The organism is Pedobacter steynii, from assembly GCF_900103665.1.
GTDB classification, from domain to species: Bacteria; Bacteroidota; Bacteroidia; order Sphingobacteriales; family Sphingobacteriaceae; genus Pedobacter; species Pedobacter steynii.
This window is the reverse complement of the sequence record NZ_FNGY01000006.1, coordinates 531493-554358: the sequence shown is the minus strand read 5'-3', so window position 1 is coordinate 554358 and position 22866 is coordinate 531493. Positions and strand designations below refer to the sequence as shown.

The window sequence follows — 22866 nt, the reverse complement described above, 5'->3', positions numbered from 1 at the left end:
GTTATTTTACAGTCTTGGCTGAATGTTGTTTGATATTTACCAGGATGGCACAGTTAGAAGTAGGGCTAATGGTCAGCTGGGCTTCGTCGACAACGATTTCACCACCAAAAGTTAATCCCATACAGTAAGAATAAAAGTCGCTGGACTTTTTCACGTTGTCCTGTTCTACAGCAACCGTAACCTTTTCGCTGTTACACATGTATTTCCTGGTCAGGTAATAATAATTCGAGTTAAAGTCAGCACCATTGGCAATGGCCTGCAGCCTTGCTCTGATGTCATCAATTACTTTACGCTCTCCTTCTCCCGGTAGTACCAATTCAGTATCGATTACCGCGTTCGGATCCGTAATAAAGATCGTATGGTACACAGGTCTGTGTCCTTTATCGGTGCTTAACTTCACCATGTATTGTCCTGGTGCATGAAAAGTATACAATGCAGTTCTTCCTTTCACATCCACGCGTCCTGTTTCTCCAAAAGCCCATTCATATAAACCAGCTTTTCCTTCTGCTTCCAATCGCACTTCCTCATTAACCACCCCTGATGTAGGTCCGTTAATGCTCACTAAAGTGTCTATTGCGGCCATTGCCGTATCTCTTACGTTCACTGGAAATTGCTCACGCAGCTCTCCGTCGACAGTTAATCTCACGATATAAGAACCGGATTTTAAATAGCGGTAGCTTCCGTTTTGTGTATTCGATTTGGCGCCATTACCAAATTCCCATAGCCATTTTTTGGCATTTCTTGTATTGTCTGTAAATACGAGGTCTTCATTTAGGTACAGCTCATCTTTTAAGATCCTTGCATCAACAGTACGTTTATCAAAAACGGAGCTCTTAAAGAAAAAAATGATTGCTGCGAGAACGAGTATTGCAATAAATATGTACAGAAATATATATCCCTGCGAATTACTGCTCACTGATTTTCCATTGGTAGTCGTGTCGGCCATATTCTTGTGGTTTGATTGTTTTTATTCGGTTATTTCTGGTTGCCCATGGTTTGTTTCAACTGATTGGTAGAGAGTTTACAATCCTTTAGTGAATTGTTTAATCCTTCCATATCATTGTTATTTCCTTTCAGCTCTCTTCTATCGTAAAAAAGGTCATTGTACAATTGTGAGGCTTGAAGAAATGTTTTATAGCGTAAATCTGAAGCCCTTCTTTCGTAATTTGACTTGATGGAGCTCAAAGAATTTTTGATGTCATTCTCCAGGAAAACAGCCTGTACCCCCGGATCGAACTTGATGATTTGTTTGTAGGTGGTATCCACTGTAGCGCGTTGGTCTCTCACCGTTTCTTCAAATTCAGCGTTTTGCGACAACTTATCTGCCAGATCCTGTTTGGACACCATTCTACCATCTCCATAGTCGTGGAAAAGGCCAAAACTTAATAGTATAGCGGTAAACAGGAAGATTCCGATAAAAAACAAAAACTGTTCTCTTCTTTCTTTTATACTCAGTTTAATCATCGTGTTTATTTAAATATTCCTGATTTCAATTTCTTGGTTGCGGCCTGATTTGTTCTCAGGCAGGATTCCAGCTGACTCTTCAGGTTGGCGATTTGAAATTTCGTTCCAAATAAAGAATCCTGAATCCCTGCCATCTGTGCGACGTCATCGGTCATCTTTTTGTACAGCTGAAAACTACTTGCATCAGATTTCTGCTCTTTGATAATTTCTCTGATCCTAAAATTTTTGTTCTGAATGTCTTCCAGCATGATCGCCTGATTGTTCATTTCAGCAGAACCAATAGAAGTGTATTTGGAAAGTTGTTGAAAGCGCTGCAAGATCATATCAAAATTGGTATTGATTTCTTTTCTTTTGGCCAGCAGCATATCGGTTTGCTTCACTTCCTTTTCCAGCAATTGGTATTCAAATTTTGAGGATAAAAAAAACAGGTATACACAAAGAATTGCAAAAGAAGTAAGCAGGATAAAGTTTAAAACAAAGAGCCGGTAAGATCTGCTAAGTTCCTGAGCGTTGATTGGTTTCATAGTGGGATGATTGGTTTGGCATTGAGCTGCATTAAGTTTTTAAATACGAAAACATTTTTTTATAATTTTCTTCTAACGTCACCCTATTTCATTTTTTGGACGTAATATTGATTAACCTTTTACCAATTATTGTTCCATTTAAGCACAACGCCATGTCAGATTTCCTGTACAATAAACCATTTCGACTAAAAAACATCTTCGAAAACAAGGATTTGAAAGAGGCTGATATAGGAAAATCCATCTCTCAAAACATAGAACTCATCATTTTTACGAGGTATGGGGAACATCGGCACAACCGTAATTTCGGATGTGAAATCTGGGACCTGGATTTCGAGTTAATTGTAAGCGAAACCACCTGGGAAGAAAAATTCCGCCAATCCTTATTGCGCTCCATCACGCAATATGAGCCCAGATTGTACCAGGTAGAGGTAGAAATTAAAATGAGTGAGGTAGAGAAGATATTTTCCATCAGAAATGTTACAGAAATTAAGAAAAAGGTAGATATCTCTATCTGGGGAAAAATGAATATAACAGGAGAAAAATATTATTTCAACACCGGTCTCTTTTTAAGCCCATTATCCAGCTAAATCAAATTGTTCTATTTTAAGGATACTATGCACACAATTATAGACAGTCCTGTTAATCCATCACACCAATCATTCTCTAAACGATGAAAAACATATTTTACTCTTCAAAAGACGAAATCCGAAATAGAATCCTTAAAAATGCACAAGACTATTGGGGAATAAAAAACACCAACGACTTCGATCCACTGGTTAAACTGATCATCGAAGCGCTGAGCACGGAAATATTCGGGGTTTCCAACGATGTTAAAAATCTGGAAAACAGAATACTCGACAAAATCTCCCGCATACTCGCCTCAGATACCCTCACCTCCGCCCTTCCCGCACATGCGATCCTTCATGCAAGGCCTTTTGAGGCCATAGAGACCATTGATACGAAGACACAGTTCTTTCACCGGAAAAAGTTAAAAGACAAAAACGAATCCAATAAAGAAAATGCGGTAGACGTGTTTTTTAGCCCGCTGAAACCGGTAAAAGTATTCAATTCCGGCGTTTCTTACCTCGCCAATGGGAATAACCTGTTTCAGATTGACGGACAGCACAACAAATTACTGCTCAGCAATACCATTCCAGGGAATTCACTGGAAAACAACACCATCTATATCGGCGTAGAAGTTACGCCGGGACTCCCGACCTTTAAAGGCATGAGCTTTTATTTTGACTGGAGAAACTACGTGGTAAATGACCATACTTATGACCTCCTTTCTTTGTCCAAATGGTCGATCAACAATGCCCCCGTCAACGTCTCCCTGAATAAGTTCCATATGGAACCGGAAAACAACTTCCAGTCGCCATTTGAAAAACATGATATACTGAACCTCCTCAATGAGGACATACAGGCCTTTTATTCCAGCCGCTTCCTCACCATCGACGACGAGAATATCTTCCTTCCGCATCCTTATTTGCAACTTTATCCCAAGGAATTTGAAAATGTCTTTCAACCGGGAAGCCTGGTTAGCTTTAAAAAGCCTGTCCTTTGGTTTAAAGTCCAGTTTCCTGCCGCCATATCTGATGTGATGCTCGATGAGCTGCACATTTCTACCAATGCCTTCCCTGTAGTGAATAAGCGGATGTTTGAGATCAAACACCGCCTAAAAATGATGACCAATATCATCCCGGTAAAGCTACAGGACCATGACCAGTTTCTATCTGTACATGCCCTTAGCGACAAGCTGGGAAACACCTATACAGAAATTCCGCATACGCATTATGACGATCGCAATGTAGGTTCATTTTCCATCCGGTACGGTGGCTCAGAGCGTTTTGATGGCCGGAATGCGAAGGAAGTTGTCGACTATCTTTTTGAGCTACTGAGAGATGAAAAAGCTGCTTTTTCTGCTTATGGTTCCGACTTTTTAAACAGCTCTTTAAAAGACCTCGAACAAAATATCTCGATCATTGAGCAGAAAACAAAGGCACAATTGAGCATGATCAAAGAGCTGCTGAACTATGTGATTGTAAAGCCATTGAACAATGCTGACATCATGTTTTTAGAGTTCTGGACCACCAATGCAGAAATGGGAAACCAGATCCGTTCGGGAAGTCACCTGCAATCTTTTGAAAGCAGCAAAGTGATGCCGGAAAGCCTGTTTCTACTGAGTAATTCTAAAGGTGGAAGGGCCAGATTAAATGCAGGAAACCGGGTTCAGGCTTATAAATACGGCCTTACGACAGGAAACAGGCTCGTTACTCAATCTGACATTATTAATTTCTGTTTCTACGAGCTCGGGACAAAGATCAAAGCAGTCAATATCCGGAAAGGACTCATGTCGACGCCAAATCCAAAAGAAGGCTTTATCAAAACGACTGATATTGTGATCACTCCAAGTCAGCAGAACGAACTGAGCAGAGAAGAATGGAAATCTATGCTGGAACTGACCAAATCAAAACTTGAAATCCGCAGCACGATGAACATCCATTACCGGTTGATCCTCGATTAGAGGTAAACCGTAAACCCAAGGTAAGCATTCTGACTGTCGGCACCCAAAGACCCTACCCTGTTGGCCTCGCTGGCGAGCAGGTTGACCTTCACTTCAGTCTCTACCGGAACCAGGTAAGAGACCGCAAGATCGATGATGCGGGAATGGGAAGTCCCAGGCATAAAGCTGAGCAGACGCTGTGTATCCGTAGGGCCAATATTAATGATCATTTCCTCTTCATCGGTGGCAAAGCTGTTGCCGATGATGGAGTTGATGCCAAGCGCACCAAAACCAAGTTTAAACTGCATGTGCTCGTCTATTAACTTAGGCTTAACATTCGATTGTTTCATCAGTACCTCTACCGGCGTCTTGAAAAGGACGGAAAGCAGTTGTCCGAGGAAGGCAACATCGTTACGTTTCTGATGAATGACCGGCAAAAGGTGCATCCAAATGATGCTTTGTTCTTTATCAAACAATTCAAACTCTTTCCATTCTGCGGCAAAGATTCTGGTCAGCTCAGTATAGGTCGTTTTTTTATCCAGTCTGTTTTCATAAAGCTCCAGAATGGTCTTCAGGTGATTGATCTCCGCTTCGAAAGGCATGAAGAATTTTCTGGCATCTTTCTCTTCAGCTCGTCTAAACTGAACATCTTCAACCATTTGCTGTTCCGACATCCCGGAACTTCCGGTAGGCGGATTGTGAAAGAGGCCTTCCGGAAGCATGTCGTATAAGCCTTCCTCATGACTTTCAATATTGATACAATCCTTCCGTTTACTGTCGGAATAATAAAAAGTATGGCCACCGATTTCTTTGGCAAATGCCCTTTTTTTGGGACCAACAGGAAGTACGGCAATCTGATCGGCTTCAAAATCTCCCGCTTCAATCAGTTCTGCAGCCAAAGCTGTAGCCTTAAAATCCGTCTGGAGATCATTTTTCAAATGTAAACTCTCTTTCATATATTTATTTACCGCATACTTAAACCTATATACCCTAATAATTATACCATTTTTATATTAAAAAATTTAAGGTACTATATTTGTTAACAGATTAAGCATAAATCATCAAATACTATTTAATGGACGTTCAATCATTTTTTATTCGTTATTTACTTTTCCCCTTAATCTTTATTGTATCCGCTGCGCTACTCTCTATTGTCAACAAGAAAAACCAATTTCTAAATAACAAAAGACTAATAGTAAGCATTTTAGTACTCAGCGTATGCCTTGCACTCCCTGGATTCCTTGGCTTTTTAAGCTTTGATTTTATGCCATGGGGATATATCATTTGTCAAATCTATTTTATAGGACTCGGAATTCTTTTTGTTTACCTGTTCACAAAATACTACCCAAAAGAATTGCTCGAGAGAAAGTTCTTTGTAATATTTGCGATATTAATTAGCTGCCTGCTCAGCTTTTACCTTTTCCAGCTTGCCTTCAACTGGCTTAGCGACATTCATTTCGGCATCTGGGCCGCAACAAGCCTGGCCACCTTCTTTGTTCCTGTGCTGTTCTGGTGGGCCTATGTAGCTTTAATTAGCATCCCTACGGAAATCTATAAAATCTGGCAATACCCTTCAAGTCCTTTGAACATCAATCTGGATCACCTTGATTTTGACCGTATGCTCGTGCTTGAACTGGAATTGTATAAAAGCACGAACGATCCTGAACCGCTGAAAGTAAAAGCAAAAGCACCGGAAAACATGGTGTTTGGCGATTGGTTCTATAAATTCATCGAAGATTATAACCTGAAATTCCCTAAAGCTCCCGTGAAATATATGGGAGAAGATTTTGAATCTTTTAAATGGATATTTTTCATAAAAACATCCTTCTTTAAGAAGAACATTTTTATTGATCCTGACCTGGACATCATCAACAATGGCATTACAGAGAAAATGACCATTTATGCAAAGAGAGTATCTGAAAACGCTAATAAACCAGAAAAAGTAGGTGACGAATCTATTTTTATATAACCGACGACTATGATTTCACCATTAAAATACAAGCCCGTTAACTGGGTGGATGGCATGAAGCTTTCCAGCAATCATTTTATTGCTACAGATCAATTTAACCAGGACTTTGTCAGAGATGCGAACTCTGTGTTTATCAACCACTTCAACTATGGTCTGCTCCCTCCTTTTGCAGGGCAACGCTTGTCGCACGACATCGAGATCATCGAAAAGGCAACGAACCACATTGAGGTTAAGGTGAGACATTGTAATGCCATCACTGCCGAAGGTTGCAGAATAGATATTGAAAGCTCTTCCAACTTTGAAGATCAGCTGACTTATAGTCAATATTTCAGCAGCGAAAATATAGACCACTCCAGGGTCATGGTATTTAACATCCTGCTGATGGTGAACCCATTTGAAAGGATGCCTTCAGGAAATCCTGATCCGGAAGACAATCCACCAAGATATCCGGACATTTCCAAAAATTACAGCATCACCATTTTGCCGGCTTCGGAAATGGCGCCTAAGGCGACAGACAGTTATCACCTGACCATCGGACAGCTGATACAGGAAAGCGGCAGAATTACCATCAATCATAATTACATTGCCCCAAGCAGCAGCATGATTAGTCATCCTGGCTTAACGCGGTATTATGAACTGTTTAGCAGCCTCATCAATGACCTGCAACTGGCAGCCTTTAAAATCATCGATAAGACGACAGGAAAAGACTCCATTACGCCACTGGGCAAAAATATCCGGTTGCTGTCTGAAAAACTGCTGGATTATATTGCGCAGATCTTTTTCAATTACCGGAACTTTGGTTATCAGCAATCTCCGGTTTATATTGTAGGCTATTGCTCAAATCTTGCCCATGTGTTCTTTACCGGAATTAAGTTGGTAGAGTCCAGGGAAAGAGAAGAAATGCTAAAGTATTTCTACGAATGGAGAGATGTAACGCCAGGAAACTTTGAAGAAATCCTTGCGCGCATGATCGAGATGGTCTATGACCATCAGAACATCTATGCTTCGATGTCTATGACGGAAGAATTTTTAAAAGTAATGGTTGCCCTTTGGAATAAGCTGGGTATGCTGGAATACATTGGTCAGCGCAAAGAAAATATTGTTGTTGCAGAACAACAGGTGGTACAGCAGGTTCAGACGAAAAGAAGCTGGACGCTATTGGATTAAAGGTAAGAGAAATACCTAATTTTGTATAATTATAATTCCCGTTGGAAGCAATTTCAACGGGAATTTTTTTTTGGTTTTAAAGGGATTCAGATCCGGTACAAGACAAGTAAAAAACTGCTTGCAGGAATACACAGTTAAAACTCGTTTTATACAAGTTGTTTACCCGCCTTTAACACGCTTCCAAGCGGGTCACCACCGAGTATAGAGCGTGTATAGAGCCTGGTTAGAACGAGGTACCCTAAAACCTGTTTCAAACCTCTCCAGACGCTGTCACGACAGTCCGCTAAAAGTTGTATTTTTTGCCCATAGTTACTTTGATAGTTTCCCAACTTCAAAAGGAAACTAACTGGTTATTTTACCGGACAACAGAGATCAGGAAGCTTGAAATTTCAATCGGAATGGTCAATTAAACAATTAAGTTGTTAACTTTAGATCTATATCAAAGCCATTTGTGAAGAAATATAAAACGCTATCTGACAACGAACTTTTTATTTTAGTAAAGGAGTGTGATCATAGTGCGTATTTAGAGTTGTATAACCGATATCATGATTGCCTTTTCAAATTTATTCGTAAATACCTAAAATCGTCTGAACTTTCCAAGGATATATGCCAGAACGTATTTCTGAAAATCTGGGAACAGAGAGCGCAGACAGATATAATAGAATTTGGTGCTTATATATTTACAGTGGCCAAACGAATGTCTTTTGATTTTTTAAAGAGGGCTTCCGTTGAAGAGAAGGTCATGGAACGGCTCTTGCAGAGTTATCATCCTAGTTTGAACATAGTTGAGGAAAACCAGGAGTTTCTGGATTACATGAATTTTATTGAGAACGTGCTTGCTGCCATGCCCGAGCAAACACGCATAGTTTTTAAATTATGCAGACAGCAATATAAATCATATGATGAGGCTGCCAAAATATTAGGGATTTCAACTCACACCATAAAAAAACACATGGTTCGCTCCATGAAGATTCTAAAAGACGCCACCAAAGGAGGCTTAGGCATACCTTTATTTCTACTAATTGCTTTTATAGGTAATAAGCCATAAGGGATACACATTAACATGCTGATTATTAGCTTACTGCGTTTTATTTTAATTTAGGGGTACCCGACACCTATCCTTCTATCGTCAAGCATTATATAAACCGAAATATAAATGCCAGGCTTGAACGAAAACTATAAGAAAAAACTCATTAACCGCTACGTCGCCGGAGAAGCTACTGAGGATGAGCTATTGGCTTTCTTCGGTCTTTTAACGACTAATGACTTAGACTTGTTAATAGAAGAACATATGAGTCTTGAAATCGGTTCAATCCTTCAGGAAAAGCAAATAACTAAAAATCACAAGAAAAACTTATGGAAATATCCGGCTGCTGCTGCTATATTATTGTTATTAGGCTGGGGCTCTTTTAATCTATTCTATAAAACACCGGTAAAACAACAAATTGCAAAAAATCAGAGATATGACGTTCGGCCAGGCGGCAATAAAGCGATACTGACTTTAGCTGACGGTAAGAAAATTATTCTTAACGGTGCACAAAATGGCAAGTTGGCCGATCAGGGCAACGTTATCATAAATAAAACCGGAAACGGGCAATTGGTGTACCATGCAGAGGCAACATCCAACGCTCAAACGACCGCCTATAATTTCATAGAGGTACCGCCAGGAGGGCAATATAAACTTACTTTGTCAGATGGCACCCGGGTATGGTTAAATGCAGCTTCTACATTAAGGTACCCTACTTCTTTCTCTGGTAATGAAAGAAAAGTAGAGTTGACTGGAGAAGGCTATTTTGAGGTAGTTCATCATAGCAAATCACCTTTTCGTGTGGTGACAAAAGGGCAAATTGTTGAAGACATAGGCACTCATTTCAATATCAATGCCTATTTTGATGAACAATCCATTAAAACTACATTGGTTGAAGGTGCCGTAAAAGTATCCACATCAGGTGCCAGTTCTGATTCTGAACATAAGGCCACAATACTAAAACCTGGACAGCAATCTTCATTAAAAGGGAGCCGGATAGAAATACGGACTGTAGATATTGAGAATATGATTGCCTGGAAAAACGGACAATTTAATTTTAACAATGATAACCTGGGAAACATCATGCGTCAAATATCAAGGTGGTATGATATGGAGGTGGTTTTTGAAAATGAGAAGTCAAAAGAAAAGATATTATCAGGTATCATTACACGGTCTGTTAGTATTTCCGAACTTTTACATATGCTGGAACGCACTGGAGAAGTAAAGGCCAAGATTAATGACCATAAAATAATTATCCTTGATTTATAAATATAATTTAAAACCTAAAGAATTTAAACATGAAAAACGCTGAAGAATCCTCGTAGTGAATTACGCCAAATGAGGGTATACAGTATAAAAAATCAGGAACACTTGCGATGCTCCTGATCGATTATCTGTAGAAGCCCTAATTAATTATTGAACGAACAATCATTGACAACCTAAACAGATAACCAAATGTATAAACTTTATATTGAATTTAGATATGACCAAAGTAGTTATATCCGAAAAATTGCGAACGTGATGAAATTAACCGTGTTGATGATTTGTGTGGCCATTATACAGGTAAGAGCTACCGGCTTTGGCCAAACGATTACCCTTGTGCAAAAAGATATTTCGCTAAACAGCGTCTTTAGGGTAATTAACAAGCAAACAGGTTATAATATTCTGTGGTCACCAAGTCAATTGACCAGTAAAAAACAAATTAATGCCAATTTCAAATCTACCCCCCTTGTCGAGGTGCTGGACAAGTGCCTGGCAAATAGCGGGCTAAGTTACACCATTGATAACAAAACAATTGTGGTTAGCCCAAAGCTCGCTCTCGAAGGGGTAACAAAACGAGTCGTCTCGGCATCCGTCGACATCACCATTACCGGCAAAGTGACCAATGGGAAAGGTGAACCTTTAGAAGATGTATCAGTAATGTTAAAAGGGGCCGCTGGTAAAGGTACAAAAACGACAAAAGATGGCTCTTTTTCAATAAATGCACCTAAAAACGCAGTATTGGTATTTAGCTTGATTGGCTATCAAAGAATAGAGATAGCGATTGATAACAGAACCTTTATAGAGATAAAAATGGAGGAGAATACCGCACAATTGTCAGAGTTTGTTGTCAATGGAATTAGCGGAGCCCAGAAACGTTCATTGAATATTAAGAAGGCAAGCAATCAATTTTTAGATGCCATTACTGCTGAAGATGCCGGAAAGTTGCCAGACAAAAATATTGCCGAAGCCTTGCAACGGGTACCCGGTATTGCTATTCAAAGAAACAGGGGAGAAGGTGATTTTGTCTCGATAAGGGGACTTGGGCCTCAGTTTGTTGCGGGGAGTATTAATGGCAGAACCCTGGTAAGCGCAACTGAATCTTTTAACTCGACGATTTCAGGTGGTGCACAAAGCAGCACCGGAAGGGAAACGAATTATGATGTGCTGCCCTCTGAGATCATTCAAAGCATCGAAGTGTATAAAACTGGGGCTGCTGAACAAACAGAAGGCGGAATTGGTGGTGTAGTTGATATTAAAACAGCGAAGCCGCTTACCATGGGTAATAAATATGCATTCTCCTACAGAGAACAGGATCGTATTTTTGGCAGTAAACTCGGCGGAGACTTTTCCGCAATTGGTTCCTGGGTGAATAAAGCCAATACCCTTGGCGGTTTATTGAACGTAGCCTATTCAGAGAGGCAGATAAGAGAAGATAAAGCAGAAGGTTTTGGATATGCCCCTGAAGGCTTATTTGGGGGTAGAAATACATTTGATAACAATGGCGGTGGTAAAGCAAACGTAAGCAATGTTTACTTTCCGTTTTCCTCCAATTTAGAAAGCTTCAACGAGAAGAGAAAACGACTTTCTCTGAATGGGGCTCTGCAATGGAAGCTGGATCCTAAAACAACGATGTCGCTGGACTTCTTATACAGCAGAAGAAACCTGTTTTCCAGTTCTACACAGATAATTTTCACGGCACAACCTTTTGGGGGTTATATTGGAAGCACTGGGACCAATTCAGATGGAAGCGTTCAATGGCCAGGATTACAGGTCAGTCCTTCCAATACTGCGACCAATTATGCTGTCAATTCCGGAGGGCCGGCAAGTGTAGCTGATGATCAAAGATCCTTAGATAATATTTACAACACGGGGTATCATATTACTCATAATTCAAATGGATGGAAACTGGATTTTGATGCTGCATATGCAAAGGCCGACGGTTCAATGCATGATAGAGGAGTTGTATTTGTGACAAACAATCCTTCAACACCGGTCAACGTTAATGTAAACCGTAATTATATTTCCGTTATACCAATACACTCAAATGCATTTTCGGTTGATAGCCTTCACACCCGCAATAATGGAATTACCAATCGTTCAAATCGTGACCGGGAATACTCGTCTAAAGCCGATGTGGAAAAACAGATTGAAAATTTTTTCATCTCATCCATAAAATTTGGTGTACGGTATAGTAACCGCGAAAAAAATATCAGCGAATATAACGGCTCAGTGAACCAGACAAAAAGCGACGGGACCGGGACACAGATTTCGCTACCTGCCTCGAGTGTACCCCACGCTCAGGGGATAAGTAATTTTCTAAATGGTGATTTTCCTTTAAATTATTCCAATATCACCTTTCCAACAAATATTGAAGGGATTTACAGCAAATTAATACAGGCCGGAGCTGTAGAAACCAATATCTACAACCCTAATCAATCATTTGATGTCCATGAGAAAACAATGGGCGGTTATTTTCAGGCTAATTTGAAAGGCACATTAGGCGACATCCCCTTTACAGGAAATGCAGGGCTTAGGGTCGTAAACACGCATTCGGATGTAACTAGTTTTGTGCAGAGCTTTACTGTGAAGTTTGTTAATGGAATTGGTATTCCTGAACTAACGGGAGGAACAACCAAAATAAACAGTTCCAGTTCTTACACCAATTTATTGCCTTCAATAAATCTTAAATTTGCGATGAGCGATAATACATTTTTTCGAATGGCCTATTCTAAATCTTTGACAAGACCATTATTCAGTGATTTAGGAGGATTATCGGTAAATTTCACCAATCTGTTTGTGAATAAATACGGAAATGCCAAACTCAAGCCATACAAATCCTCTAATTATGATATAGGTTTTGAATGGTACACTGCCGGTGGCGGGATTGTTTCAACCAATTTCTTTTACAAAGATTTATCGTCATTTATTACTAATGAAACAACAAACAATGTAGATTTCCTGGGGGTGCAATACCGATCTTTTTCTCAACCACAGAACCAGGCTGGCGGGAATATTTTAGGGAATGAAATTACCTTTCAGCAACCATTAAAATTTTTACCCGGTTTTTTGCAAGGCCTTGGTTTCATTGCTAATTTTACGTTTTCTGATGGCAAATTAAATTTAAACAATGGTAAACCATCCGCTTTCCCAGGTATATCACGTTTCAGCCTTAATTCAGCTATATATTATGACAATGGCGGAAAACTGCAAGCCAGATTAGCTTATACCTATCGTGATAAGTATCTGCTAATGCCAAGTGACGTTTTTGGCCAGGAAATATGGCAGAACAACTATGGGCAGTTAGATGGTTCCATTAGCTATAACATAAAGAAAGGATTTACCATTTTTGCAGATGCTGCAAACATCAACAACGGAATAGATAAAACCTTCTCATCAAGTACAGCCTCACCAGCCTACGATAAAAGCAGACCGCTTGCTTATGGTATGACAGGTGTCAGGCTCGCCGCTGGTGTCAGGGCTGTTTTTTAATTTATCAGCTTTTTATTTTGCTTATAGGGGGCTGGTAGCCCCCTAAATTGCATTGAATTTGAGACCGTCCCGGGGCTTTATATTACCTGCCACATTATCGAACAGTTCCCCAAGCGATTCCAGATACCCCTTTCTTGTCTCCTCGCCACAGGTAATTACGTTAGAGAAAAAGCGGTGTTCCAAAATTCGCATTCCTGTAAAACCAAAGGTATTTTCGGCAACGGTCCTCATCGCATCAAAAATTCCTTTGTCTATATAATTTTGTTCTTCTGATCCGACAGTATTGATGAGGTAAAGGTCTTTACCCTTTAACATTTGCTCCAGTCCATTCTCGCCATAGCGATAAGCAAAACCATAGCTCAACACACGGTCGAAATAACCTTTTAAAATAGCCGGCATTCCCGTCCACCAAACCGGGTGAACAATGGTAATGAGTTCGGCCCAAAGAAAATGTTCCTGTTCTACACGAATATCTTCAGGAACGTTTCCCGATTTAAAAGACAATATATCCTCTGGCGTTAAGACCGGATTAAAGTTTAAAGTATAGACATCGCGAATTCTTGTTTCATGTCCTGCAGCTTGTGCATAATGATTCACAGACTCCTTAATCGCATGGTTAAGGCTTGCTGGATTTGGATGGCAATAGATAATGAGGTGCTTCATGGTTTCTTAAATTTGTTAAGACAAACTTAGGGCACCTGCAAAGGCGGGTATTGTAAGAAAACGAAACAACCCCTTTCTTCTCAACAGCAAATATTTTTACGATGATAAAGAAAGGGGTTGAATGTTTATTTCAGAGCGATTTCAATTTTTTTCGAAGCCTGATTCCTAAACACTTCTACTGTTGCTTTCTGACTCAGCTGTAAGCCCATCTGGATCGTCATCAGGTCTTTCATGTTCTTTACCGCTCCATCATTAAATTTCAGGATTACATCATTAGGCTGCAGTTTTCCGTAAAGGACACTTTTCTTTGAAACGTCCAAGACCAGCACTCCAGTTTCTGTAGCCATTCCTGTTGCAGAACGCTCTCCAAGCGTGTTCAGGTTTTTCACCTTTGCACCTAAGAACTCATAGCTTTCCTGCCCCCCGGCTTTCATCTCCGAAATCAGCACCGGCAATTTTACCGGGACAACCAACGCTTTCAACGAAGGGGAAGTGACCCCGAATTGGTTCATTGGAAAATTCTTAAAGCCCAGTTTAAGCGCAGGAGAACCAGGTTTCACCTGATAGTCTCCGATAGTTGCTTTTACAAACCCAGGATCTCCAAATGCAGAATGTGCATCAGTACCTGCTTGTTGTGCTGCAGCAAGTGCCGGCTGGTCCGGAAAAAGGTTGGCATCCACTTCTTTGCCCCAGTCGTTCACACGGATAGGGAAATAGTTCCGGGTTACAATGTTATGTCTGAATACATCGCCGCTATTGTTAAACCATACATGAGGATGAAAAGAATTGTTCAGGATCACATTGTTCTCTACGGTTCTGAAAAAACCTTCACGAAGTTTCAATCCTCCGTTCAGGCAAACATTGTTGTAGATATGGTAGTTTGAGGAGCCATCGTCCAGGTCAATATCCCATCCATGGTCACAACGAAAACGGTTGTCATGAATCACAATCGGTTTAATCACATCTGCGGTGATCAATGCCGGATTGTCTTTTGCAATACCCGCCATTACCGCATAATCCGGATGCCAGTAACGGTCGCGGCCCCAGGAGTTAAAAGCACCATGATCTCCCGATTCCAACACGGTATTGTATACATCATTGTACGCAATCAGGTGCCCTCCCCAGGTTCCTTCACTCACATTTATTCCTGCTCTGGGCACATCGTAAATGGTATTGTGACTCACTTTGATGTCCATAGCCATAGAAATCTCCACTCCTGCAACCTGCTTCTCCACACTTCCAAGACCATACATCAGGGTATTTTCTACTGTACAATTTGCTGGATAATTGTTTGTTTTTGGTCCCGGTACCCGGTCTATTTCGTTTAATGGTACAAACTGTCCATATTCAAAACTTGGAGAACGAACCGCTTTAGGATCGCCCACAAAGCAGACTCCGCTTGCACCTGCGAAAGCAATATGGCATCCTGAAACCAGGTTGTTCCGGTTGTAATTGCTCATAAACACCCCGTTACCACCAACCGTATTGAAAAAACAGGACTTTACCACACAGTTCTCCGCACCTTCCATTACCACTGCTCCTCCACGATAAATGGTCCAGTCGCTACGCAGCAGCGGCTCTTTTGTTTCCATAAAGGTTCTTAGCGTATGGCTCAGTTCCATCCCTTCAATCTGAATGTTCTTTACAGGCTGTTGTTCAGTTCCGCGAAATTCAAAGAGTGATTTCAATTGTGGAACTTCTATAATAGCTTTCGTTAAATCTGTCTTTTGTTGCGGATAGAAATAAAGGATTTTTTCCCTGTTATTGAAATACCATTCTCCGGCAGTATCCAACTCTTCGAAGATGTTTTCTACATAACGGTATTTATCGTGCATTCCCATCTGACGGTTGTTCTGAAAACCACCTTCAAGGGTCAGTTTCCCTTCCCCGTCTTTTCCGGAAATCAGGTATTGATACCCTCCCCATTCATGCTTATGAAGCGCATGTACAAAGCCACCGTCCGGATGACTCCATCCTTTAACGCGCTCCGGGCTGATGGCATCAGCAGCAGCGCCACCGAAGAACCTGATGTCCGGGTTAAAATTCGGATACCTCGCCATGCGTTGCTGCTTTCCATTCAGAAACAACTGATCGAAGGACAGGTCACCACTTACTTTAGCTTGCTTAACCAAGCCTTTATAAGCTTCCCATTTGAGCTGCAATGGTTTTGCACCACTTACTTTCACCTGCTCTCCCGGGTAGGACTTATAGGTTACGCCCTCCCCGCTATTCCGGGAATCTAAATTCGTAAAAATCACCGGGGCGGTCAGGTAATAGGTTCCCCCACGCACATAAACCGTTGTCGCCCCTTTTATAGACCTCAGGGCCATCTGCGCCCTTTTAAAAGTGGCAAAAGGTTTTTCTTTGCTGCCTGGATTTTTGTCATTCCCTTTACTGGAAATGTAGAGCTCTTTAGCAAAGCTGTTGCTGCTTAACAATAAACACAGCAGGCAGCTGAGTAAAGTGATCCGGGGCCTTGTCGTACGTTTCATAAATCAACAGGATTATTTTTTAATTATTTATATACTGGGTTTTGAGCAATGTTATTATTAACCACCTCTTTATCAGGAATCAACCAGGTTTGGTTATACGCGCCAATCGGATTGATCAGGCCGGCACCTCTTCTGTTTTGGATATTTTGCAGGGTATTCGTCCTTTTCAAATCAAACCAGGTGCTTCCTTCCAGGCAAAGCTCCCATTTTCGTTCCATCCAGGTTGCTTCCCTAAATTGCTGTTGCGATAGTCCGCTTAAATCCGGCACATTCGTCACATTTGCTTTATCTACCCTTGCGCGTTTTCTGATTTCGTTGATATAAGTATAGGCTCCTGCAGGTCCGTTTACTTCATTTTCCGCTTCAGCAGCGATCAAATACATTTCCGCCAGCCTAAGATAAGGAAAAGTATAACTCACAATTGCTCCGGAAGAAGTGGTCCCGGAAGCCACACCCGATACATCAGCGAACTTCTGGAAGAAAGGCTTCAATGTTGTCCCATTCGGACCGGCATAGTTTTGAACAATCCCCCACTCTTTTCTCCGGTCGCCGGTTGCAAAACTATTGATAAACCAATCTGCGGGAACAAGGATCGGGTTGTAGGTGGCGGCAGTCAGGGTAAGCCCGTGTACCGGATTTCCTCCCAGGCCAGTCACATACAGTTTCTCCCAGATCGACTCAGACGTATAAACCGTTTTATGAAAAACACCAGCAACATCATCTGCCAGCCGGAACTTTCCGGAATTGATTACCGCTGTTGCTTTCTCTTTCGCATTGGCAAAGTATTGCGTTTGTTTTAAAGGGCTTCCTCCCATGGTGAGGTAAACTTTAGCCAGTAATGCCGTAGAAACCAATTTATAAGCCCTACCCTGAGCCGTTGTCGATTCCGGAAGATTTGCTTCTGCATAGTTTAAGTCGTCCAGGATCAATTTGTAAATCTCGGTTTGCGCTGTTCTTGGCATTTGTAAATTGGCGTAATCTGTAATCGGCTTTACAGGCATAGGAATATCACCATACAGTTGTACCAAATGGAAATAAGCATAAGCCCTAAGAAAACGGGCCTCGCCCATCAGTTGCTTTTTCTTCAGCTCTTCCAGCGGGCCTTTAGGCAATTCGTCCAGGATAAAATTTGCATTCTTAATGATGGAGTATGCGCCTCCCCAGGCTTCCCTGGTATTGTAATAAAATGCTGCCGGCGCGTTCTGATACATCGGCAGTGCCTGTTCAAATGCAGAAGCGGGAGCACCATAAATATCGGTGCACATCTCCAGCATCATGGCACTGTTTCCAGAGTACAAAGGCAGGCCTGAATAAATCCCCAATACGGCCAGCTCATAACTATCAGGATTCTTAAAAAAATTCTCCGGGGAAATAAATGTCTTAGGATTTTCCTCCAATGCTTTTTTACATCCGGAAATAACCGTGGTCATCAGCATTAAAGTAAACAGGGAATAGGTAATATATCTTTTCATGATCTGTTCTTCTAAATGATTAAAAATTAACTTTAACACCAGTGGTAATTGATTTTGCAGCTGGATAATTCCCCCTGTCCCATCCGTTTACTGTGGATACAGACCAGGAAACCTCCGGATCATAACCCGAATAGTTGGTGATGGTAAAGTAGTTCTGGGCACTCGCATACAGACGAATAGAAGCGATATTCAGGGCCTTCAATATTTTCGGGGAGAAGGTATATCCCAGGGTCACATCTCTTAATTTCAGGTAAGAACCGTTTTCCACCCAAAGGCTATTTGCATAATCTCTGGTATTCTGCATGCTTGCGCTTGAGGGCTTATCGCCGGTATTGCTCGTTCCGGCTCCTCTCCAACGGGCATCAAAAGCTTCCTGTGTTGGTGTCCAAAGGCCATTCAGTGTCAGGTTATATTTCCTGAACTCATTGACAATTTTGTTCCCAAAAGAGCCCACAAACAGCAAACTCAGGTCGAAGTTTTTATAGCTAAAATTATTGTTAAAACCGAAGGTAAATTTAGGCGTCATGTTCGCAAGGACATGTTTGTCTGAATCGTCAACTCTTCCATCACCATTGTAATCCAGAAACTTATATTCTCCTGCACGTTTTTGAGATTCTCCATTCGCCACTGCTTCTGCATCGGTCTGGTAAACACCAGCTACCGTTTGTCCGTAGAAAGAATGCATCGGCTGACCAAGGATCATCGGAAACCAGTTTCCTCCGGCCCTCACTTCTTTATATAAGATCGGGCTTCCATTAGCAGCCTTCCCCAAATCCGTTACTTTATTGGTATTGTGAGAAAAGGTCAGGGAAGAAGACCATTTGAAATCCACTCCTTCTATATTTCTGGTGTTCAGCTGGAACTCAAAGCCACGGTTTTGTACAGAGCCCAGATTTTGAAGTACCGAACCAAAACCCGAAGATTGAGGCAGGTCTACGTTCAATAACAAATCATTTGTTTTTTTATCGTAGTAATCAGCTGTAAATTGAATCCTATTCTGGAATAGTCCTAAATCTATTCCAAAATCAAGCTCTTTAGTGGTCTCCCATTTTAGATTTCTATTGGGTAATGAGCCCAACACGTAACCCAATACAGGTTGGTTATTAAAAGTAGGGTTTACTGCCGATACCCTCGCCAGCGTCTGATAGGGATCGATGGCCTGACTCCCCGAAGCGCCATAACTTGCCCGGAGTTTCAGGTTGGAGATTGAAGTATTGTTCTTCAGAAAGTCCTCTTCCGATACTTTCCAGGCCAGTGCTGCGGAAGGGAAAAAGGCGTATTTATTGTTTTCTCCAAAAACGGAAGAGCCGTCAAACCTTCCGGTAAAGGTGGCAAAGTACCTGCCCATGTAATCATAATTGACTCTGCCGAGATAAGAAAGCAGGCTTCTCTCCCCAAAGTAAGTCTCCGGCAACGCTTTATTGGTAGCTCCCTGAATGTTATTGTTCAGGTAATCATCCGTCACAAATCCCGAAGCCACATTGCTGTTCAATCCTTCTCTTTTATCATACTGATAACTAAATCCAGCCAGCAGGTCAAGGTGATGCGCGCCAAAGACCTTATTGTAGTTCAATGTATTTTCATTTACAAAAGAAGAGCTGTTGCCATAACTTTTGGAGGCTTTACCAGCCGGTTGTCCGAAAGTAATGCTTGGCGGGTTATAGGTATCTATCTTATTGTTGTTCGCATCAATGCTCACACTGCTTTTAAATTTCAGGTCTTTAATCACTTCATAAGTAAAAGCTGCACTTCCTAAGATCCGGAGCGTATTGCTGGGATTGTATTGTTCTTTTGCTACGCCTACCGGATTTGTTTGTCCCCAGCTCACTCCTGTAAAGACCGTATATTTTCCATTGGCATCGTACACGCCCTGGGTTGGCGGCATGACCATCGTCTGAAAAGGCACGCCACCAAAGTCGGCACCGGCATAGTTCGCCTGTCTATACCTGTCCTGAACGATCGATAAATTCGTGTTGAACTTTAATTTTTCACTTAACTTCTGATCGAGGTTAATTCTGGAAGAAAACCTTCTGTAGTTTGAGTTTTCAATGATTCCGTTCTGATCAAAGTAGCCCAGAGAAGTATAATATTTTGTATGGTCAGAACCCCCGGAAAAAGATAAAGTATGGTTCTGAACAGGAGCGGTTTTATAGACCAGTGATTGCCAGTCGGTGCCTTTCCCCAACCCTCTGATTTGCTCATCAGTATAAGGCAAGGCTTTGCCATCGTTGGCGGCTACTTCATTCTGGAGTTGTCCGTATTCCGAAGCATCGATCAGGTCTTTTCTTTTTCTGAGGTTTTGAAAACCATAGTATCCATCATAATTCACCTGCAATTTTCCACTTTTGCCACTTTTTGTAGTGATCATGATGACCCCATTCGCCCCTCTGGAACCATAGATTGCAGTGGAAGATGCATCTTTCAGCACATCAATCGTTTCGATATCATCCACATTGAGCTGAGCAGAAACGCCCTGAGATAAAATCCCATCGATCACATATAGTGGTGCATTATCGCCGCTGATCGAATTCGTTCCCCTGATGGAGATTTTCATTCCTTCACCAGGCTGTCCGGAGCCCTGGTTCACCTGTACACCCGCCATCTGTCCCTGCAGCGTTTGAGCTACGTTGGAAACGCCCTTCACCTGTGTGATCTTTTCCGATCCGATGGAAGACACCGATCCCGTCAGGTCCGTCTTTTTCACGGCACCATAACCGACCACCACAACCGATTCCAACTGTGCCGGTTCTTCCTCCAGAATGATATCCGGCAACGCAGCTTCCGCTACTTTTATTTCTTTCTTTTTGAAGCCTATAAAACTAAATACAAGGAGATCTCCGGGGTTCGCGCTGAGGGAAAACCGGCCCTGTGTATCGGTACTGGTTCCCTTTCCCGGGATTCCTTTTACGGTGACATTTACGCCCGGGAGCGGCTGTCCTTTCCCATCCAGCACTCTTCCTTTGACCTCAATGGCAAGCACAACCGAAGTATTTAAAGGATCGTTTAAAACTTCCTTTTCAACGATGGCTATATTTTTACCGATCACCTTAAACGTTAAAGGCAGGTCTTTAAGGCATAGGGTTAAAGCATCATTAATCGAAGCATTTTTAAGCTTTACCGAAACATTTACACGACTTGCGTCATAGTTCTTTATAAAGAAAACGTAATCCGTTTGTTTTTCTATCGACCGGAAAACTTTATCCAGCGTGGTATTCCGTTCGTTCAGGTTGATTTGGCTATATCCTTTTGCACTGGCGTACATCAGGCCTATCATCATCAGGAAAGTGGTTAGTTTCATGACTATTAGTATTTTTCTTGGGCGCCATGTTTCGGGCACAGCTATGTTAAAAGCATTTATTTTCATACTTTTGAGTGTTTGGGTTAATACAAGAATTCGTTTCCAATTGATTTTTTATTCCTGATTTCATCAGAAATCCGGGTTGACTCAAATACTTACCGTGGAAGTACTTCGAATACTTCTGCGGTTTTTTTTGTTCTCTCCCTAACGGTGGATCACCGTGTCCTGAGTGCTCTTTTCATGTGTAAGTCTGGTTTAGATTTGGTTGTTTTGTTGGTTATTGTTTTATTACTTTTTGACTGAAGGAGATATAATGCTCATTTTTTTTCCTTCGATCTTAAAATTAACTTTCGAAAAGCTGAGGAGTTCCAGCGTTTGTGCGAGGCTGGTATTTCGGTGTACCTTTCCGGAGAATAAGATGGGGGGAATCTCTCCCCGGTAGGTCACCTCTACATCATACCATCTGGACAACTGACGCATCAGCGTTTGCAGGCTGGCATTTTTAAACATAAAATATCCTTCTTTCCAGGCGATGGCCATTTCAGTATCCACCTCATCAACGGTCATCCTGTTTCCTTTAAGCACCGACTGCTCTCCGGGTTTAAGTACAGCCAGATGTCCGGATTCCTTCACCTTCACGCTGCCCTCCAATAAAGTGGTTCGGGTGCCATTCTCATCGGGATAGGCATTCACATTAAAATGCGTTCCCAATACTTCTACCTCTTGCTGATTACTCCTCACACGGAAAGGTTTTCCTAAATCCCGGGCAACTTCAAAATAGCCTTCCCCTTTCAATTCTACCCTTCTTTCTTTGGCGACAAACCGTGTCGGGTATTTCAGAGACGAAGAGGAGTTTAGCCAAACTCTGGTTCCATCCGGTAAATTGATCTGATACTGACCTCCTTTCGGGGTTTCAATGGTATTATAAGTGACCGGAGTATTTGCATTTTCAGTGCTGGAAGGATCTATTGCGTAGATCAATTGTCCCTCTGCAGTTTTGCTGATATTGATGCCCGCCTGTTCTGCAATTTTGCCTTCTCCAACATCTGTCAATATCACTTTTTCGCCATTGGCTAAGGTAAGTATGGCTTTATTGCCTCCGGCGGGAATGTCCTGCGCATATTGTTGTACTTTTTTAGGGGCATCCGGCAGGTAGGCTGTTTTATAAAAATAAGTTCCTGCAGCGATAAAGATTAAAACTGCCGCTGCTGCCGCTATCCGGGGCCAGATTTTAGGTTGGGCTTTCTTTTCCGGGAGCCCGGACCTTTTAAGGGTACCTTCCCAGATCTCCTTGTTCAGGTGTTCAAAATCCTCCTCGTCAGTCAGCCGTTTTCCGGAAGCTTCTTTCATATACCAATGGTCTACCCATGCCCTTTCTTCCGGGCTTGCAGTTCCATTATTATATTTATCGATCAATACCTGTGCTTCCTGCTCGTTCATAGTTTTAGCATTTAAAGTGGAGTTTCCTCCCCATTTAAAATAAAACACATGAAAGATAACCGGGGGGTATCGGGTATTAAAAAAAAATTAAACCG

General features: G+C 41.7%; 16 protein-coding genes. 7 read left to right on the top strand and 9 right to left on the bottom strand.

Going from position 1 to position 22866, the window contains the following annotated elements; genetic code table 11:
- Position 1: 1 nt before the first annotated feature.
- From BLQ87_RS19190 to BLQ87_RS19180, 3 genes are read right to left on the bottom strand one after another with little or no spacing between them, the layout of a single operon-like run.
- Positions 2-946 (bottom strand): PKD domain-containing protein, encoded by a 945-nt coding sequence (locus BLQ87_RS19190; RefSeq protein WP_074609943.1) that lies wholly within the window; start codon positions 944-946, stop codon positions 2-4.
- Between the two features lie 29 nt (positions 947-975).
- Positions 976-1464: a type VI secretion system transmembrane protein TssO gene (locus tag BLQ87_RS19185; RefSeq protein WP_172664873.1), complete on the bottom strand. Its 489-nt coding sequence runs from the start codon at positions 1462-1464 to the stop codon at positions 976-978.
- A 5-nt stretch (positions 1465-1469) separates the two neighbouring features.
- A complete protein-coding gene (locus BLQ87_RS19180; RefSeq protein WP_074609941.1) occupies positions 1470-1988 on the bottom strand; it encodes a type VI secretion system TssO in 519 nt (172 codons plus the stop codon).
- Positions 1989-2140: 152 nt separating this feature from the next.
- Here BLQ87_RS19180 and BLQ87_RS19175 point away from each other — a divergent pair, with 152 nt between their 5' ends.
- Both BLQ87_RS19175 and BLQ87_RS19170 read left to right on the top strand, forming a co-directional pair.
- Positions 2141-2575 (top strand): GPW/gp25 family protein, encoded by a 435-nt coding sequence (locus tag BLQ87_RS19175; RefSeq protein WP_074609939.1) that lies wholly within the window; start codon positions 2141-2143, stop codon positions 2573-2575.
- A gap of 83 nt (positions 2576-2658) precedes the next feature.
- Positions 2659-4512, top strand: coding sequence for a type VI secretion system baseplate subunit TssF (locus BLQ87_RS19170; RefSeq protein ID WP_074609936.1), 1854 nt, complete (start codon positions 2659-2661; stop codon positions 4510-4512).
- Here the strand turns inward: BLQ87_RS19170 and BLQ87_RS19165 are convergent.
- Positions 4509-5447, bottom strand: coding sequence for a type VI secretion system baseplate subunit TssG (locus BLQ87_RS19165; RefSeq protein WP_074609934.1), 939 nt, complete (start codon positions 5445-5447; stop codon positions 4509-4511). The genes BLQ87_RS19170 and BLQ87_RS19165 overlap by 4 nt on opposite strands.
- Before the next feature lie 119 nt (positions 5448-5566).
- Here BLQ87_RS19165 and BLQ87_RS19160 point away from each other — a divergent pair, with 119 nt between their 5' ends.
- From BLQ87_RS19160 to BLQ87_RS19140, 5 genes are all read left to right on the top strand, one after another.
- Positions 5567-6460 carry a TssN family type VI secretion system protein gene (locus tag BLQ87_RS19160; protein ID WP_074609932.1) on the top strand — a complete coding sequence of 298 codons (894 nt, stop codon included), beginning with the start codon at positions 5567-5569 and terminating at the stop codon, positions 6458-6460.
- A 9-nt stretch (positions 6461-6469) separates the two neighbouring features.
- The gene (locus BLQ87_RS19155) at positions 6470-7627 is read left to right on the top strand and encodes a hypothetical protein (protein WP_074609930.1); all 1158 of its coding nucleotides are present in this window, start codon (positions 6470-6472) and stop codon (positions 7625-7627) included.
- 451 nt (positions 7628-8078) lie between these two features.
- Positions 8079-8675: an RNA polymerase sigma factor gene (locus BLQ87_RS19150; RefSeq protein WP_074609929.1), complete on the top strand. Its 597-nt coding sequence runs from the start codon at positions 8079-8081 to the stop codon at positions 8673-8675.
- Positions 8676-8783: 108 nt separating this feature from the next.
- Complete coding sequence (locus BLQ87_RS19145) at positions 8784-9923, top strand: FecR family protein (protein ID WP_083361946.1); 1140 nt, start codon at positions 8784-8786, stop codon at positions 9921-9923.
- Positions 9924-10109: 186 nt separating this feature from the next.
- The gene (locus tag BLQ87_RS19140) at positions 10110-13406 is read left to right on the top strand and encodes a TonB-dependent receptor (protein WP_074609926.1); all 3297 of its coding nucleotides are present in this window, start codon (positions 10110-10112) and stop codon (positions 13404-13406) included.
- Between the two features lie 42 nt (positions 13407-13448).
- Here BLQ87_RS19140 and BLQ87_RS19135 read toward each other — a convergent pair whose 3' ends face one another.
- From BLQ87_RS19135 to BLQ87_RS19115, 5 genes are all read right to left on the bottom strand, one after another.
- The gene (locus BLQ87_RS19135) at positions 13449-14069 is read right to left on the bottom strand and encodes an NAD(P)H-dependent oxidoreductase (RefSeq protein WP_074609924.1); all 621 of its coding nucleotides are present in this window, start codon (positions 14067-14069) and stop codon (positions 13449-13451) included.
- Between the two features lie 125 nt (positions 14070-14194).
- Positions 14195-16561, bottom strand: a complete 2367-nt coding sequence (locus BLQ87_RS19130) for a PDZ domain-containing protein (RefSeq protein WP_074609923.1) — start codon at positions 16559-16561, stop codon at positions 14195-14197.
- Positions 16562-16584: 23 nt separating this feature from the next.
- Positions 16585-18033: a RagB/SusD family nutrient uptake outer membrane protein gene (locus BLQ87_RS19125; RefSeq protein WP_074610039.1), complete on the bottom strand. Its 1449-nt coding sequence runs from the start codon at positions 18031-18033 to the stop codon at positions 16585-16587.
- A 19-nt stretch (positions 18034-18052) separates the two neighbouring features.
- Complete coding sequence (locus tag BLQ87_RS19120; protein ID WP_245723884.1) at positions 18053-21331, bottom strand: SusC/RagA family TonB-linked outer membrane protein; 3279 nt, start codon at positions 21329-21331, stop codon at positions 18053-18055.
- A 288-nt stretch (positions 21332-21619) separates the two neighbouring features.
- Positions 21620-22771, bottom strand: coding sequence for a FecR family protein (locus BLQ87_RS19115; RefSeq protein ID WP_074609916.1), 1152 nt, complete (start codon positions 22769-22771; stop codon positions 21620-21622).
- Between the last annotated feature and the right edge of the window lie 95 nt (positions 22772-22866).